Below are 14,207 nucleotides of genomic sequence, written 5' to 3' on the forward strand. Positions count from 1 at the left end.
CTTTATCTATAAGGCTTTCACGCCTTATCATTGATGTCGCTTCGAGGCCTGCGCCATAATTTGCATGGGTGACACGAAGCACGAACTCGACGTTCCGCTTGCGCACGCGTGAAGTGAGTGACGTCATAGGTGAGGTTATACGGGAGGGTGATCCTGCCATGTTGAGAACTCACATTAAGCACTGTGAGCAACGTTTGCAGCGCGCTGCATGCGCTACGTTAAAGCGTTCTCTATCAATGAGTTGCGTCCCGTTGTTAAAACAGTTGATACGCGTGCGCATGAACTTTAAGTGCTTCCTGCCAGTGCTTTTCGGTAGATTCATCGCGCCATAGGTGAGGTTATGCGGGACCGGAAACAACGGAATGAAGCTTGCTCATACAGCGACATGTATCAATTAAATGCTGCTTGAATGCCGCTTAATTACAACGAGGACCACCATGAAATTCAAACGATCCGTCACCATCGGCGCAACAGCTTTGCTGGTGATCGGCGGACTGGGTCTGCTGGCTGCCTACGCAATGGCCGGCGGCAACAAGAGCGGCAACGCGGAGGTGCCCGAGCCTGCGAAGCCAGTCGATCTCGATCGTTACCTCGGCCATTGGTTTGAATTTGCGCGCTACGAAAACCGCTTCGAACGCGGTTGCGAAGCGGTCACGGCGAACTATGCTAAGCGCGATGACGGGCTGCTTTCCATCGTTAATTCATGTCGGACTGGCGGCGTGAGCGGCGCGTTCAGGTCGTCCGAAGGAAAGGCGAAGATCGTGCCGGAATCGAACAACGCGAAGCTCAAAGTGTCGTTCTTCGGACCGTTCTATGTTGGCGATTACTGGGTGCTCGATCACGCCGATGACTACACGTGGTCCATCGTCGGCGAGCCGAGCGGCAAGTATCTTTGGATTCTGACGCGTGAAGCGAAACCATCGGCCGAGCAACGTACGGCATTTGTTAATCGCGTACGCGCACTCGGCTACGACGTGACGCTGTTGCGAGAAACCTTGCATTGAGCGTCATTGGATAATCAAACACCTGTCAGGAAGCGGTCCTTATGCGCCCTTCGAGCCAGCCCGGCGGGGGCCCGCTTCATGTTTCGCCGATCTTCGGGTCACGATACTTCGGCGGCAGCGGCGCCTTCCTGGCCGGCCTTTATAAGGACATGTTAGTAAAGCGGCTCGATGCTGGATGATCTACGGGCTTCGTCTCGACGAACTGCTGCGTCGCGGCACGAGTGCGCTCGAGGCGCATGGCGCTGAGTCCCGCGTCGAACCGCGTCGGAGATTCAATATCCCTGCCGTGCGCATTTTCTCGGCTCGTCGTTTAAGCATGCCGGAATCGGACTCAAAGGGAAGATTTACTTAGGCCGTAACTTCATGAAACAGAAACCGGGAAATCGAACCACATGCCGTTACCCAGAATAAACCAGTAAGCGTTTCAATCCGGAACCGCTTCAAGTTGCTCGAGTCGATTGTTGATCCGCCGCATGCGCGATTGCTGGGCGGGCACAAGCGCATTGGATGCCACGAGATCAACCCGGTTGCGCCAGTAAGACAAAGGAATGCGGTCGTCAGCGGAAATTCTTCCGATTACCCGCTCTAGATGAAGAATATCCGTTTCGATTTGCCGATGATTCATTCATTACTCCACGGTAGAAGTTATTTTTACTTTTTCTCAAACGAGTTCGACGCAGCGCGCGGAACAGATAACCGTTTCCGCTGTCACATGTTGGATGCTCTGATACGCGAAATGTGCAACATGCGCAGCCAGATGGAAGCTAGCGCAGGCCCGGAAGGACTTCATGCAGAGTATCGAAACATACGTGGTGCTGTATATTCCGCAAATGCGGAACAGTAAAAATGCAATAAGCCGGCATCTCGGATCGGCAAATTATCCGCATGACAGGAGAAAATGGATGCTTCTTGAAAGCGACCCATACGACCACGCTGTCAACGCTATATATGAAACACTCTCGGAACCGCGCGCATGGCATGCCGCATGTGCCGCAATCGCCGGATTGATTGGCGCTCGCGCGGTCTGGATAACGGTCAGCAGTAACAACGAGAAGGAACCTGCTAATCCGCACTCTGAAAGTTTTGGAAATTTTTCAGATAAAGATTATTACAATTTTTCTGGAAGCTCGGCGGCGGTATTACCGAAAAACTCATTTGAATCGTTTGCGCGGTTTAGTCTGGATCAGGAAAACATTGATTCCGGGAACATAATTGCGCCGGCTCGCACTTCAAGCCGGCCTGTTCTCGACACGGGCAAATTACGCATTACGCTGGTCTGCGAGTTCGACTCGGAGACGGACGCGCTTATTGATACGCTTGTCGAGCCGGAATCGCGTTGGCTCGATCGCCTGATGCCGCATCTTTCACGCGCTGCACAACTGCAGGACGTGCATTACATCGCAATGCCAGAGCCTTTCGCCCGTGCACCCTTTCTCGACGATTGGCGTCAACCGGCCATGCTCGTCGCGTTGAATGGAACGCTGCTCCGTCTTAACGATGCAACCACGCAGATGCTGGGACGAACCCGGTTGGTTCAGGTCGTTGACGGCAAGCTTGAATTGCAAGGCGCGGCGCAACGGCAAATTTTGGAAGGATGTCGCGTGGCGGCAGATGCGACGCGGGGGTATCGAATGCTTCGGCTGACTGAAGATCACCACGCTGAGCCCACCGCTCAGGACGCGCTATACGTGTTTTATCTCCCGGTCGCAGTGAATCGCGAGCACGCAGCGCTGCTCACGTTTTATCACCCGGATTCGCCGCCCATTGTCGATTCAGATTTGCTTGCGAGCGCGTTCGATCTGACACCCGCAGAGTGCCGCGTCGCCTCTCATATTGCGGAAGGGCGCACGCCCAAAGAGATTGCCAACCGGATTGGCGTCCAGCACGACACCGTGCGCAAACAGTTGCAGGCGATCTATCAGAAAACGGCGACGAATCGCCAGGTCGACCTGATTCGCCTTTTACTCAACCTGCCCGCGCAACCGGCGCTGGATCAGAGCCCAAGCTAAACCATAAACAAGGCCCGGCGTTACTGCGCTTTGCACGCAATCAACAGGCTGTTCTGGCCGTTGTCGCTGCTTTGATCGAGGACGTCGTAACTGCCTGCGCACAATGCGCGGGCATTTTGCTGGCAGTTACTCCAGCCGCCATTGGCCGGGCATTGGATCATGTTGGTCGGGCGGCCATCGGCTGAAAAAAGCGGCGGCGCGCTGCTGCAAGCAGACAACACCGACACCGCGGCCGCAAGCGGCAACAGCGCAAGAAAACGCGATGTTCGTACGTGGAAAATTTTCATCCAGAACCCCTTTTTAACGCTGTTTTTATTGATGCCGCGAGTATGCCATGCGGAGCTTTCGGCTTGCCTCCTTAGCCATGCTGATCGCGCGATCCGGGTCAGCGTTCGCGCTACTTTTGGAGCCCCCAGATGTCGCTGTCGATCATCTCGACGCGGGCATCGATTTTCGCTTTGACATCGGCGAGCGCCTGGTTGTAGAAATGCGCGCCAATCATCTTCGATATCTCGTCAAGCCATTCCTTCGCCTCGAACTGCCCAAGCCGGGTGTCGAAGCGTTCTTGCGCCATGCGCTGCAACTGGTCGATGGCAAGCAGTTCGAGTTCGCGGGATAACAGCGTTTTGTTCTTGTCTTTGCTCACGGTTCACACCTCTATGCCCAATGCGACGATCTTCTTGTACATCGTCGCCCGGCCGATGCCAATCCGTTGCGCCGCCTCGGCCGCGCGACCGCCGCTTGCACGCAGGGCTTCCGAGAGGAAACGCTTTTCGAAACCCGCCATGGCGTCGGCGTAGGACGTCGCATCGGTTTCTTCGGCCTCGCTCGCGGGCGCAGCCGATGCCTCCGCGCCCATGAAGGCGCCGAGCGCGCGGGCATCAATATGTTCACTGTCCGACAACATCACCGCGCGCTCCAGCACGTTGCGCAGCTCGCGCACGTTGCCGGGCCACGAATACGCGGACAGTAGCCGTAGCGCGTCGTCGTGGAGCACGAACTGGCCGGCGTGACGCGGGCGGGCGTCGGCGGAAAGTTCTTCGAGCATCGCGTACACCAGCGCCTCGATATCCCCCGCCCGCTCGCGCAACGGCGGCGCGTGAATGGACAGCACGTTCAGCCGATAAAACAAGTCCGCGCGAAACCGGCCGCTGGCAACCAGCGCCGGCAAATCGGCGGACGTGGCGGCGATGATCCGGACATCGGTGCGCACGATCCGGTTCGACCCCAGCGGCTCGAACTCCTTCTCCTGCAATACGCGCAGCAACTTGCCCTGGAGCACGAGCGGCATATCGCCGATTTCATCGAGGAAGAGCGTGCCGCCATCGGCTAGTTCGAACTTGCCTACCCGGCCTTTGCGATCCGCGCCGGTATAAGCGCCCGCCGCCGCGCCGAAAAACTCCACTTCGAGCAAGGTGTCCGGAATTGCCGCGACGTTCACCGTCACGAGCGGCCGCGCGGCGCGCGTGGACGCGCCGTGGATTGCGTGCGCCAGCAGTTCTTTGCCCGTGCCCGTTTCGCCGGACAGCAGCACGGGCGAATCGACTTGCGCCGCGCGGCGCGCCTGGCGCTTGACATCGAGGCTCGCAGCACTCGTTCCGACGAAACTCGCGAACGTGTATTTGGCGCGCCGCGCCTGCGCGAGCGATTGCCGTGTCGCGATCAGTTCCTGCTGCACGCGCGAGTAATGTGAAAAGAGCGGCGTGAGCGCCTTCATTTCATCGAAGAGCGCGAAACCGATCGCGCCGACCGTCTGGCCGTAGTCGTCCTTCAGCGGCAGGCGCGTGACGACCAGCGGCTCGCGGTCCGTTTCCAGCAGATCAAGCAGGATTGGCTTGCCGGTCGTCACGACTTCGCGCATCAGGCTGTTCGGAATCACCGATTCGCAATCGCGGCCGATCGCCTCTTGCGGGTCCGAAAACCCGAAGCGTGCCGCGTAGCGTTTGTTGATCCAGACGACCCGCGCTTCTTTATCGACGATAAACGTGCCTTCGCTAAAATTCTCGAAGGTCTTGAAAAGCGAATCCATCGCGCGACGCAAAACGTCGCTGTAATCGACGGGGACATGCGTCCAGTCGTTGTGCATCCAGTGTCTCATGAAGTTTTCTCGATATTGAGACAGGATATCTCGAAACGTGGAAAACCAGCAAGATTGCCGTCAAGCATTATGTGACCGGCCGTTCGGGCGAGTTTTGGGTCACGGCGTTGTCTCGATTAGTAGACATCATTCAGGGCACATGTTACTTGGCAAAACCGCGTTCCCTTACTGGGCAAGGCTTCATGGCCTTTGGCATGAATGCTGCATAAAGGGCGCGGTCATTTCCGGACGCTTTGGCTACCGCGCCCGGACACACAACAATTAACGGAGACTTAATGTCGTTCATCATCGTCCTCGCCGCCCTGGCGTTCCTCATGCTCGCCGCGTATCGCGGCTACAGCGTGATCCTGGTGGCGCCGCTCGCCGCGCTCGCAGCCGTCCTCCTGACCGAACCCGCCGCCGTCGCGCCGGTGTTCTCCGGCATCTTCATGGAGAAGATGGTCGGCTTCGTGAAGCTGTATTTCCCCGTGTTCCTGCTCGGCGCCGTGTTCGGCAAAGTGGTGGAATTGTCGGGATTCTCCGAATCCATCGTGGCCGCCGCCATTCGATATATCGGCAAAACGCGGGTCAATGCGGTGATCGTCGCCGTGTGTGCGTTGCTCACCTACGGCGGCGTATCGCTGTTCGTGGTCGTGTTCGCGGTCTATCCGTTCGCGGCCGAAATGTACCGGCAGAGCAATATCCCGAAGCGGCTGATGCCCGGCGCCATCGCGCTCGGTGCGTTCTCGTTCACCATGGATTCGCTGCCGGGCACGCCGCAGATCCAGAACATCATCCCGACGACGTTCTTCAAGACCACCGGTTGGGCCGCGCCGTGGCTTGGCACTATCGGCTCGCTGTTTATTGTCGTGGTCGGATTATCGTTCCTCGAGTGGCGCCGCCGTTCGGTGATGGCCACGGGCGAAGGCTACGGCACGTCGCTCGTGAACGAACCCGAGCGCGTGGAAAGCGCGCATTTGCCGAATCCGCTGCTCGCGGTTGCGCCGCTGGTGCTGGTGGGTGTGGCTAACTTCGTGCTGACCAAGCTGATCCCGGTCTGGTACGGCGCAAGTTATACAGTCGCCGACAACGTGCTGCCGGGCATTCATGCGCCCGTCGTCACGCCGATCAAATCGGTTGTCGCGATCTGGGCCGTGGAAGGCGCGTTGCTGCTCGGCATCCTGATGGTTGTATTGACGGCATTCGGACGCGTGCGCGAACGCTTCGCGGTAGGAACGAAAGCGGCGGTCGGCGGTGCGTTGCTCGCCTCCTTGAACACTGCGTCCGAGTATGGTTTTGGCGGTGTGATCGCGGCGTTGCCGGGGTTTATCGTGGTCAGCGACGCGCTCAAGAGCATCCCGAATCCGCTCGTGAACGCGGCGGTTTCGGTGAGTTCGCTGGCAGGCATCACGGGCTCGGCGTCGGGCGGCATGAGCATCGCGCTGGCCGCCATGTCCGATACGTTCATCAAGGGCGCGGAAGCGGCGCACATTCCGCTGGAGGTGCTGCATCGCGTGGTCGCCATGGCCAGCGGCGGCATGGACACGCTGCCGCATAACGGCGCGGTGATCACGTTGCTCGCCGTGACCGGGTTGACGCACCGTGAGTCGTATCGCGATATCTTCGCCGTGACGATCATCAAGACGCTGGCCGTGTTTTTCGTGATCGCGGTCTACTACATGACTGGGCTGGTCTAAGGCTTTCGTTTCTTGCCCGTTGCCTCGGCTTGCGTTGAAGTGCGCTGAAAATGCGTTGAAATGCATTGAACGTCGCCGGGGCAAACCCACATCGCCTGGCCGCATCTGGCAAACTTGGCCGCTGCCGCCTCCCCCTTCCTCTCCCACAGGACTTCCCACATGACCTCATCCGCAGCAGCACCGCTCGCCGGCAAAACCGCGCTCGTCACCGGATCGACGAGCGGTATCGGCCTTGGAATCGCTAATGCCCTCGCGCAAGCCGGCGCGAATCTCGTGCTGAATGGTTTCGGCGATGCCGCCGTCATCCAGGGCGCCATCGCGCAAATCGAGCAGCACGGCGTGAAAGCGGTGCATCACGGCGCGGATATGTCGAAGTCCGCCGAGATTGAAGCGATGATCGCCTTCGCCGTCGAGCAATTCGGCGCCGTCGATGTGCTCGTGAACAACGCGGGCATCCAGCATGTGGCGACTATCGATACCTTCCCCATCGACAAGTGGGACGCGATCATCGCGATCAACTTGACGTCGGCGTTTCACACCATGCGCGTGGCGTTGCCCAAGATGCGCGACAACGGCTGGGGCCGCGTAATCAATATCGCGTCGGCGCATGGGCTGGTGGGATCGGCGGGGAAATCGGCTTATGTGGCGGCGAAGCACGGCATCGTCGGCCTGACGAAAGTGGCCGCGCTTGAAAACGCGCGCACGGGCGTGACGGTAAATGCGATCTGCCCGGGATTCGTTTTGACGCCGCTGGTGCAAAAGCAGATCGACGATATCGCCACGCGTGACAACATCTCGCCGGACGCCGCACGCTCGAAGTTGCTCGGCGAGAAACAGCCGTCGGAACAGTTTGTGACGCCGGAACAGATCGGCAAGCTGGCGGTGTTCCTGTGCTCGGAAGGCGCCGACGAAATGCGCGGTGCTGCGCTTCAGATCGATGGCGGCTGGACGTCGCAGTAAAGCATGCGATGAGCGGAGCGCGTGCCTGCTGTGGAAACCGTTGGTACTATCAGGGTTCGTAGAACGGAGACTCTGATGACGGCCGAACATAATCGAACAGAAGAAGCGCGGGCGATGGAGCGCATCGTCAATGCCACGCGGCAGGTACAGACCGCGTTCACGGCGTTGCAGGGGCACTTTCCGCCTGGAGGTGACGGCCGGCCTTCGCAGATGGCATTGCAGACTTTCGACGCCGCGCTTCAGGAACTGGAAGAAGCGCAAGCCGCGTTCGACACCATGTTGAACGACCTGTTCGACGGAAATCGGTAAAAGAGTTTTAGTCCGTTCGCGTCCTGGATACCACCTGCGGCGCGAACGGAACGTCGAAACGTCTTCAAGCCCCCCGCAACACCGGCACCACGGGCGGCTTCCCCTTGGCGCTCTCGACTTCTGCCGACGCAGCCGCGTCCGGCGGATTCAATCCCTCCCACGAAATGCCATCGGTGGACTGCCGCCGGGCCGCCGCCACGCACGCCTCGACCAACTCCTTGAACGACGTAGCCGCCGAGGTCTTGCGAATCACCGCCTCGCCTTCCAGCGCGCTGTTTGGCAGCACCAATCCCACGATCAGATCGGCCGTGGCCGCGCGCTGATGCAAACGCCGCAACAAATTGCGCAGATACGGCGGCGATTCGGCGGCATCGAATGAAATCACGCAGATCAGCGATACCCCGGTCAAATCAACCTCGTCGAAGCGCGTCCGCGAAAAACGTTCGTAGGGCGCCAGATCCGCGCCCAGCCCATGCTTGCGGAAGAGTTGCACCGCGATCGTCGCCGCCAGGTCGTCGAGCACTCCGCGCCCGGCGATGCACAAAACGGACGACGTGTGGCCTTCGCGGGCGGCATCGAAGTGAGACGGCGGCGCTTCGTGCACGATGCCGGCTTCACGATCCGACATCTCAAGACTGGCCGGCGGGTCCTCCTCCTGCCTGACCGCCATCACCACGTCTTCGACCTCTTCAAGCCCTTCAACGATATCCATCGCCGATTCGTTGATGCGCCTCAATTGGTCCGAGGTCACGACGCCGCGCAACACATCTTTATGCGCGATCCGCAAACCCTCCAGCGCCACTTCGTCGTAATACGCGCTGAGCGACCGCTCCTTGAGCAGCGACTCGGCTTGCACGAGCGCTTCATCGGGATCGTTCGCCAATAATCGCTGATAGAAATTCTCCGCTGGCGTCAGCGCTGGACGGTCGCCGAACAGCACATCGAGGAATTCAAGCCGGTCCACATGCCGGCCCAGGATCACCAGGCACAAGGTCAGCGGCGTCGATAAAACCAGCCCGATCGGTCCCCAGATCCAGCTCCAGAAAATTGCCGCCACAATCACCGCGAACGGCGAAAGGCCCGTGCTGTGGCCGTACAGCAGCGGTTCGACCACCTGCCCCGCGACCACGTCGGTCACGCCGAAGAGCACGATGGTCCAGATCATCATCGACCAGCCGGGACCCACGGCCGCCGCGAACACCACGGCCAGCAACGCCGCGATCCAGGTGCCCACATACGGCACGAAGCGCAGCAAGCCGGTGAGGACGCCGAACAGCAACGCGCCGGGCACGCCGATGATCGCCAGCCCGATCGCGATGATCACCCCCACGCCCATGTTGATGCCAAGTTGCGCGAGGAAGTAGCGAGACAGCCGGCGAGCGGCTTCGTCCATGGCGGTCGTCGCGCGATGCAGGTCGCGCGAGCCAAACAGCCGGATCAGCCGGTCGCGCAAGTCTTCACGCTGCAACAAGATGAAGATGGCGACCACGAGCACGATGCCGGTGGTTTCCAGCGGACTGAGTATCGGCGATAAAAACCGCTGCGCCAGTTCCACGGGCGACGGCGCCGGTTCGTGGACTTCTACCGGCATCGGGGAATCGATGGGCGAGGTTGCGGGATTTTCTTCGTTCTTGCGAATTTCGTCCTGGCGATTCGGCGAAAGGCGTTTGAGCGCCGTCGCCGCCTTGCCGAGAAACGCATCGGCCCGGCCAATGGTCTTTTGCTGCACCGAGTCAATCTTCCGTTCCACCGCAACCTGATACTGCGGCAGGTCGCCGGCGAGCTGCGCCACCTGAGCGCCGATGAGCGCGCCGACCGCGGTCAGCACCGACAACGCGACCAGCACGGCCACGATCACCGACGGCACCTGCCCGAACTTCAGCCGCCGCAACAAGTCCACGAACGGCGCGACCAGGAAGCTCAACAAAACAGCGAGGATGATCGGAATCAGCACCGCGCGACCGAAATACAGCACGCAAATCACGACTACACCGGTAATTAGCGATGTCAGCGCCCGCAATCCCGGTCCTTCGGGCGGCAAAACCACGGTTGACGGCCGACGGGGCACGGGATCTTGATTCATGACTGCGTTCTCGTTAATGACGCTATAGGGACATAAAGACAGCGCGGAATCAGACGCAGCAACGCACGCGCTAGTCCGGGCAGGATCGCGACGCGGGCGCACGTTTTCCGTGTCTGGATTGCCACGAGCCGGTGTCCGGCGGCTCGGGTATCGAAGGAACGTCGACAAGTCTGAGCAAACGACATGCCATTTGCGCCAAACGGTGAGGTAATACGGGAGCACAAAGGTGAGGTTTTACGGGAGCGCTCGGCGCCTATTCGTCTGTCACGCTCAGCGTCACCATCCGGCGAATCCGGCTCGCCATGGACTCCAGCGTGAACGGCTTGGTAATCATTTCCATGCCGGTATCGAGGAAACCATTCGTGCGGGTCGCCGCTTCAGCATAACCGGTCATAAAAAGCACTCGCAACCTGGGCCGCGTCGCCCGCGCGGCATCCGCCAGTTGCCGGCCGTTCAGACCGGGAAGCCCGACGTCAGTCACCAGCAAGTCGATGCGCACATCCGAATTAAGGATGATCAATCCGGACGGGCCATCGAACGCTTCGAGCACCTGATAATCCAGATCGCGCAGGATCTCGCACACGAGTTCTCGCACGGACTCGTCGTCTTCCACCACCAGGATTGCGTGCCGCCCGGCCGCACGATGCGCGTCGTTCAGTTCGCTCGCGATCTCCTGCGTGCCCGGATCGCCCGAAAAACGCGGCAGATACAGCCGGATCGTGGTGCCGGCGTCGGGCGCGCTGTCGATCGTCGCAATCCCGCCCGACTGCTTCGCAAACCCGTAAGCCATCGATAAACCCAGCCCCGTGCCCTGGCCCAGCGGCTTAGTCGTATAGAACGGGTCGAAGGCGCGCGCCTTGACGTCGGCCGGCATGCCCGCCCCCGTATCCGACACCGATACCACCACGTAAGCGCCCGGCGCCACATCGGGATGGCGCGCGGCGAAGTCGTGGCCGAGTTCCACGTTGCCGGTTTCAAGCGTCAGCCGGCCGCCTTCCGGCATGGCGTCGCGCGCGTTGATCGCGAAATTCAGCAGCGCGTTTTCAAGCTGATTCGCGTCGCAGCGCGTGAGCCACAAATGCGGATTGCGCACCACACGCGTATCGATCGCTTCGCCCATCGTCCGCTTGAGCAGATCGTCGATGGAATGCAGCAGCTCATCTGCGTTCACCGGCTTCGGGTCGAGCGGCTGACGCCGCGAAAATGCCAGCAGCCGATGGGTGAGCGATGCCGCCCGGTTGGCCGCACCGGTCGCCATCGAAATAAACCGCTCGATGTCATTGGTCCGGCCAAGCTGGGTGTATCGGCGGATCAGTTCAAGCGGCCCCGTAATGCCTTGCAGGAGATTGTTGAAATCGTGCGCAATCCCGCCCGTGAGTTGGCCAAGCGCCTCCATTTTCTGCGCCTGGCGCAGCGCTTCTTCGGTTTGTTGAAGCGCCCGCTGAGTTTCCTTTTCGCTGGTGACATCGCGGCCGTTGCCGTAAAGCGCATCGCCTTCGGGCGCAGCAACCCACGACACCCACCGGTACGAACCATCCTTGTGGCGATTGCGGTTCTCGAACCGCACCAGTCCCGACCGTGCCGCCGACAGCAGCGCGGCTTCGGTAGCGTCGACGTCATCAGGATGGACGATTTCCGCGAACGACTTGCCGATCAGCTCGTCCTCGCGGAAGCCGAGAATATCGGTCCAGGCCGGATTGACGGCCCGCAGCACGCCCGCGCTGCTAGCGACAATAAACAGGTCGCGCGAGTTGCGCCAAATGCTGTTGCGCTCGCGGGTACGCGCGTCGACTTCGGCGGCGAGCGAATCGTTCAAGCGCCGCAATTGCGTCTCGCTAACACGCAGGCGTTCTTCGAAGCGCTTATGCCCGGTGATGTCGTAAGTCACGCCGAGATAACGCAAGCCGCCCGCCGTATCTGGAATCGCTTCGCCACGGCGTGCCATCCAGCGCTCCTCGCCGTTGTCCGGCCGGCGGATGCGGTACTCCAGATAATCGAGCGCGCCCGCAGGCATGTCGAGATGGCCGGCGCGTACGCGCTCGCGGTCGTCAGGATGTACGAGTTCCAGCAGGTCATCGAGAGGGTATTCATGACGGGGCGTCAAACCCCATTGCCAGCACAATTCTTCGGAAACGGCCAAGCGCCCGTTGTGCGGAAATATCTCGAAGGTGCCAATTCCGCCCGCCTGCTGCGCGATGCGCAGGCGCTCTTCGCTTTCGCGCAAAGCCCGGTCGCTTGCATGGCGCTCGATAGCGAGCGCCGCGATGCTCGCTACTTGCGCGATGTCCTCCAGTTCTTCGCGCGATGGCGTTTTCGGGATTGCGTAGTAGTTGGCGAACGTGCCGAGCAGGCGGCCGTCGGCGGCCTGGATGGGCATGGACCAGCACGCGCGCAAGTCGTACTGCCGGGCGATATCGCGGAAAGCGGCCCAAACCGGATCGGTCTGGATATCTTCCACGATCACCGGCTCGCCGCGGAACGCCGCCGCACCGCATGACCCCATCAGCGGCCCGAATTCCAAACCGTCCACGATGCGGTTGTATTCATCAGGCAAACTCGGCGCAGCGCCGTGTATGAGGCGCTTCCCTGTTACATCGACGAGCAGAATGGAGGCTCGCAACCGCTGTTCAGAGCGGCTTTCCACACGATGCACCACGTGCTCAAGCACCTCGCGCAACGGCATGCCCGCCACCACACGCCCGAGCACGGCCCGCTCGAATTCAAGCTGGCTTAGCGTGGAGAACAGAATGGGTTTCGGCATGGTCGTCCAGCAAAAGCCGGTATGTCGGTCGGCGCAGTGCAACGAGCGAAATGGTTCCAAATATTAGCACTCGGTCTCGCAGGGTCCCGGGCGCCAATTTACGCTTAGCACGTGGCGCGCCTATTGTCCCCATGCAGATTATGTTTTAGGTCCGCGGGCATACATCGTGCGAGATTCAGACGGTCTGGCTAACGCGTACGCGCAATGGATATCTAATGGCCGTGGAGTCTCCCTGCATCAATATCTGCAAATTCGACAGTAAAACCGGTCTTTGTGTAGGTTGCTTACGGACCAAGGACGAGTGCAAGCAATGGAAGAAACTGAAGAACAAAACCCGGACAAAAATTATCGGTCAGCGGCCCAAACGCGAGGCTAAGCTTAAGGAGCCGGGCAAGTAAAACAATGCGTGCATGACCCACGCAATCGCTTTGTTTGACACGCTTTTGACACGACAAAAACGCGTGCTTGGTGACGTACTTAAATGACGTGCCAAGTGACGCGACAAGACGGCAAGGACACGAAAAAACCCACTTACTTAGGGAGTTCAGTCATGACCATTATCGTTACGTTGAAGCGCGTTTTATCGGTTTCCGCCGCCGTGCTAGTCACGTCGTTTGCTACTCAGGCGGTCCATGCGCAAAGCATGAGTATGGGTTTGAGTCCCAATGACGACATGCGCGCTCCCGCTAACAACCCGAAGTTAATGCCGAATGCGCCGCTGGGCAGCGAGTATCCGTCGCACGGCAATCAGCAAGCGGGTGAGATGAACCTGAATCCGACCGATCCGCGTGCGCAGTTGATCAACGGTCTGCCCAATAACACGCAAAGCGGTGGTTATGGCTCACCGTTGGCGGGGAACAAGTCGAATGTGCCGCAGGCCAACTAAGTTTTTGACGGTTGTGCCATTCGATGTTGAAGGCGCGGTCTTTCGCCAAGGTGGCCGGTTCAGGTGTGGGCAAGCACATTGACGAGCTTGCCGAACGGATCGCGCACGTAGAAACGTCTGACGCCCCAAGGTTCATCGGCGGGCCCGTATTCAATCGGGAAACCCGCGGCTTTCATGCGCTCCAGGGCGGCGTCCACGTCGTCTACCTCGATCGACAGGTCCGGCACCGGTGTGCCGGATCCGCCCTCCGAGGCCACGCTAACCTGGACGCTCGTGGCCGTCTCTGAACCGAAGGTCTGAATCCAGCCTTGGTCCATGAGCAGGTTCAGACCCAGCACCTCCTGATAGAACGACCGGGCGCCGGCCACGTCTTGCGTGCCAATGTTGGCGACTATGCGCTTGACCTTCATCTTCATCTCCT

General features: G+C 60.0%; 14 protein-coding genes. 7 read left to right on the forward strand and 7 right to left on the reverse strand.

Going from position 1 to position 14,207, the window contains the following annotated elements; all coding sequences use genetic code 11:
- Window positions 1-437 precede the first annotated feature (437 nt).
- Window positions 438-1,004, forward strand: a complete 567-nt coding sequence (locus ACSQ83_RS03835) for a lipocalin family protein (RefSeq protein WP_414951862.1) — start codon at window positions 438-440, stop codon at window positions 1,002-1,004.
- A 424-nt stretch (window positions 1,005-1,428) separates the two neighbouring features.
- On the opposite strand, the gene ACSQ83_RS03840 is transcribed toward ACSQ83_RS03835, so the two are convergent.
- A complete protein-coding gene (locus ACSQ83_RS03840; RefSeq protein WP_436227262.1) occupies window positions 1,429-1,629 on the reverse strand; it encodes a hypothetical protein in 201 nt (66 codons plus the stop codon).
- Between the two features lie 277 nt (window positions 1,630-1,906).
- Here ACSQ83_RS03840 and ACSQ83_RS03845 point away from each other — a divergent pair, with 277 nt between their 5' ends.
- Window positions 1,907-3,013, forward strand: a complete 1,107-nt coding sequence (locus tag ACSQ83_RS03845; RefSeq protein WP_436227263.1) for a helix-turn-helix transcriptional regulator — start codon at window positions 1,907-1,909, stop codon at window positions 3,011-3,013.
- Between the two features lie 20 nt (window positions 3,014-3,033).
- Here ACSQ83_RS03845 and ACSQ83_RS03850 read toward each other — a convergent pair whose 3' ends face one another.
- The 3 genes from ACSQ83_RS03850 to ACSQ83_RS03860 form a co-directional block, all read right to left on the reverse strand.
- Entirely contained in the window at window positions 3,034-3,300 is a 267-nt protein-coding gene (locus ACSQ83_RS03850) for a hypothetical protein (RefSeq protein ID WP_436227264.1), read from the reverse strand.
- A 110-nt stretch (window positions 3,301-3,410) separates the two neighbouring features.
- On the reverse strand, window positions 3,411-3,659 hold the full coding sequence (locus ACSQ83_RS03855; RefSeq protein WP_414951858.1) for a DUF2164 domain-containing protein: 249 nt from the start codon (window positions 3,657-3,659) through the stop codon (window positions 3,411-3,413).
- A gap of 3 nt (window positions 3,660-3,662) precedes the next feature.
- Window positions 3,663-5,099 carry a sigma-54 interaction domain-containing protein gene (locus ACSQ83_RS03860; RefSeq protein ID WP_414951966.1) on the reverse strand — a complete coding sequence of 479 codons (1,437 nt, stop codon included), beginning with the start codon at window positions 5,097-5,099 and terminating at the stop codon, window positions 3,663-3,665.
- Between the two features lie 287 nt (window positions 5,100-5,386).
- On the opposite strand from ACSQ83_RS03860, the gene ACSQ83_RS03865 reads away from it, so the two are divergent.
- The 3 genes from ACSQ83_RS03865 (at window position 5,387) to ACSQ83_RS03875 (ending at window position 8,056) form a co-directional block, all read left to right on the forward strand.
- A complete protein-coding gene (locus tag ACSQ83_RS03865) occupies window positions 5,387-6,787 on the forward strand; it encodes a GntP family permease (RefSeq protein ID WP_414951857.1) in 1,401 nt (466 codons plus the stop codon).
- 159 nt (window positions 6,788-6,946) lie between these two features.
- Entirely contained in the window at window positions 6,947-7,747 is an 801-nt protein-coding gene (locus ACSQ83_RS03870; RefSeq protein WP_414951856.1) for a 3-hydroxybutyrate dehydrogenase, read from the forward strand.
- 75 nt (window positions 7,748-7,822) lie between these two features.
- Complete coding sequence (locus ACSQ83_RS03875) at window positions 7,823-8,056, forward strand: hypothetical protein (protein ID WP_158939805.1); 234 nt, start codon at window positions 7,823-7,825, stop codon at window positions 8,054-8,056.
- 64 nt (window positions 8,057-8,120) lie between these two features.
- On the opposite strand, the gene ACSQ83_RS03880 is transcribed toward ACSQ83_RS03875, so the two are convergent.
- Complete coding sequence (locus ACSQ83_RS03880) at window positions 8,121-10,139, reverse strand: AI-2E family transporter (protein ID WP_414951855.1); 2,019 nt, start codon at window positions 10,137-10,139, stop codon at window positions 8,121-8,123.
- 253 nt (window positions 10,140-10,392) lie between these two features.
- Window positions 10,393-12,900: a PAS domain-containing protein gene (locus tag ACSQ83_RS03885; protein WP_414967720.1), complete on the reverse strand. Its 2,508-nt coding sequence runs from the start codon at window positions 12,898-12,900 to the stop codon at window positions 10,393-10,395.
- Between the two features lie 215 nt (window positions 12,901-13,115).
- On the opposite strand from ACSQ83_RS03885, the gene ACSQ83_RS03890 reads away from it, so the two are divergent.
- Both ACSQ83_RS03890 and ACSQ83_RS03895 read left to right on the forward strand, forming a co-directional pair.
- A complete protein-coding gene (locus ACSQ83_RS03890; RefSeq protein WP_436227265.1) occupies window positions 13,116-13,298 on the forward strand; it encodes a DUF1289 domain-containing protein in 183 nt (60 codons plus the stop codon).
- Between the two features lie 152 nt (window positions 13,299-13,450).
- The gene (locus ACSQ83_RS03895) at window positions 13,451-13,786 is read left to right on the forward strand and encodes a hypothetical protein (RefSeq protein ID WP_414951852.1); all 336 of its coding nucleotides are present in this window, start codon (window positions 13,451-13,453) and stop codon (window positions 13,784-13,786) included.
- A 59-nt stretch (window positions 13,787-13,845) separates the two neighbouring features.
- Here the strand turns inward: ACSQ83_RS03895 and ACSQ83_RS03900 are convergent, their stop codons facing one another.
- The gene (locus ACSQ83_RS03900) at window positions 13,846-14,196 is read right to left on the reverse strand and encodes a VOC family protein (RefSeq protein WP_436227290.1); all 351 of its coding nucleotides are present in this window, start codon (window positions 14,194-14,196) and stop codon (window positions 13,846-13,848) included.
- Between the last annotated feature and the right edge of the window lie 11 nt (window positions 14,197-14,207).

Source organism: Caballeronia sp. LjRoot29 (genome assembly GCF_964252755.1).
In the GTDB taxonomy this organism is placed as follows: domain Bacteria; phylum Pseudomonadota; class Gammaproteobacteria; order Burkholderiales; family Burkholderiaceae; genus Caballeronia.